The sequence below is a fragment of the Jatrophihabitans sp. YIM 134969 genome, from assembly GCF_054456675.1.
On record NZ_JBTJEQ010000103.1, the window covers coordinates 1 to 1,979 of the forward strand.

The following is a 1,979-nucleotide window of genomic DNA, read 5'->3' on the forward strand; positions in this document are numbered from 1 at the left end:
GCCGAGCTCGCCGCGCGCTTGGCGCGCGTGCCCCGCCCGGTCGGTCTGGTCCCGACCATGGGCGCCCTGCACGACGGCCACCTCGGCGGCGAGGACGGTGAGGTGGGCGCCGACGGTGCCGACGTCACCGCGGGCGACCGGCCCGGTCAGCGCGGCGTCACCCAACCGCAGAGCGTTGTCCAGTGCAACGGTCAGCAACGGCGTGACAAGCCGCGCCGGGTTCTCCACCCCGGCGTCGCCGAGCAACGACGTCGTCTCGTTGACCAGCGTGACCAGGTGGTTGGAGCCGATGGCCAGCGCGGCGTGGTAGAGCGCGCGGGCGTCCTCGGGTACCCAGACCGGCTCGCCGCCCATCTCCATGACCAGGGTCTCGGCGACCGGTCGCAGCTCCGGGTCGGAGGTGATGCCGAACGGTGTGCCCCGCAGGCGGTCGACGTCCTCGGGCCGACCGGCGAAGGTCATCACCGGGTGCAGCGCGATCGGTAGGGCGCCGTGCACCGCGGCCGGGTCGAGCACGTCGAGGCCACGGGCGCCCGCGGTGTGGACCACCAGCTGACCCGGGTGCCACGCGCCGGCCAGCCCGAGACCGCCGACGAGCGCGGGCAGGGCGTCGTCGGGCACGGTCAGCAGCACCAGGTCGGCGCCGGCCGCGACCTCGTCCGGCGGACGCACCGGCACGCCGGGCAGCAGCCGGTCGGCCCGCCGCCTCGAGGCGTCGGAGATCGCGCTCACCGCGACGACGTGGTGGCCGGCGGCCGCGAGCGCCGCCCCCAGCACCGAGCCGACCCGGCCGGACCCGACGACGCCGATCTGCAGGCGCGGGGGTGGCTCGGGCGGCACGGCGACCGAGCGTAGTGGCGTCGGGCGCTGCAACCGACGAGCGGCACCGCCCGACCGACGTCTCGGTAGGGTTCGGACTCGATGAGCACCCCCGACCCCACCGCCGCGTCCACCGCCGGATCGCCCGTCGACGTGCAGGCGGTGGTCGTCCACAGCGCCGACGCCGCCGACCTGTTCGGCTCGGCCCCGGCCCTGCTGGTCGACTTGCAGGTCGCGATCGGTGAACTCGCCGCCGCGGCGTCCCGGCTCACCGAGCGCGGCCGACGCCCGTTCCGCCCGGACGACGCCTGGGCCCGTGCCCTCGGCGAGGTCGCCTACCGGACCTACCTGCTGGCCGACCAGAGCGGCGTGCCGCTCGACCGCCACGTCCTCGAGGTCGCCGACACCGTGCTCCGCGGCACCCAGCAGCGGGCCGCCGCGAACCCCGACCCCGACGACGACTGGCCGCTGCGCAGCTGACGCCCGGCCCGGTCGCCGGCGAGGACCGGTGCGGTCAGCGGCCGAGGAGACGGGCGAGCACGTCGTCCGGCACCAGCTCGGGCCGGGTGTGACCGCCGGTGTCGGGGGCGTCGTCCCGGCGCCGCCGACGCCCACCGGAATTCTCCGGCGCGTCGTCACGGGCGCGGCGACGGCCGGCACCCGCGGCGGACGACGTCTCGTCCTCAGCCGTGGGCGTGGGGTCCGAGTCGGGGACGACGTGGACGACCGGCCCGGGCTCGCCGTCGGCCTGCCGACGCCGACCGACGTACCGCGGACCGGGCTCGACCGCCGCGGGGTTGGACCCCGGCACGGACGTGGGGTCGGACGGGTCCGGCACGGCGTGGGCACGGCCCGTCTCGGTGTCCGCCGCCGCAGCACCGCTGGCGGCGGGCCCGGACTCTGTGGACGGTGCGGGGTCGTCGTCGAACGGGTCGACCCAGCGCGACAGCCGCGGCAACCCGGCGAACGGGTCCACCTCGCGGATCGGCGAGGTGGGCGCGACCGCGTGTTCGACGTCGTCGTCCGGGTCGGGCTCGGGCGGCGTCGGCGCCGCCATCGCGGGCTCGGGGTGGACGGGTGTGACGGCGTCGGCCGGCACAGCCGGAGGCGTGGCCGGCGCCGGGGGCGGGGCCGGCCCCGCCGGGGGCGTGGCCGGCACG

At 77.7% G+C, this 1,979-nt stretch carries 1 protein-coding gene and 2 pseudogenes; 1 reads left to right on the plus strand and 2 read right to left on the minus strand.

Features of this window, described 5'->3' with window-relative positions:
* Positions 1–90: 90 nt before the first annotated feature.
* A pseudogene (locus tag ACXR2U_RS24005) lies at positions 91–993 on the minus strand (Rossmann-like and DUF2520 domain-containing protein); the annotation flags it as partial.
* On the opposite strand from ACXR2U_RS24005, the gene ACXR2U_RS24010 reads away from it, so the two are divergent.
* Positions 922–1,299: a nucleoside triphosphate pyrophosphohydrolase family protein gene (locus ACXR2U_RS24010; protein WP_458827617.1), complete on the plus strand. Its 378-nt coding sequence runs from the start codon at positions 922–924 to the stop codon at positions 1,297–1,299. The pseudogene ACXR2U_RS24005 and the gene ACXR2U_RS24010 sit on opposite strands and share 72 nt — an antisense overlap.
* 34 nt (positions 1,300–1,333) lie before the next feature.
* Here ACXR2U_RS24010 and ACXR2U_RS24015 read toward each other — a convergent pair.
* A pseudogene (locus ACXR2U_RS24015) lies at positions 1,334–1,979 on the minus strand (hypothetical protein); the annotation flags it as partial.

Excerpts from the sequence above, each read along its gene's own strand:
- ACXR2U_RS24010 (WP_458827617.1), top strand. The coding sequence starts at position 922 with ATGAGCACCCCCGACCCCACCGCCGCGTCCACCGCCGGATCGCCCGTC.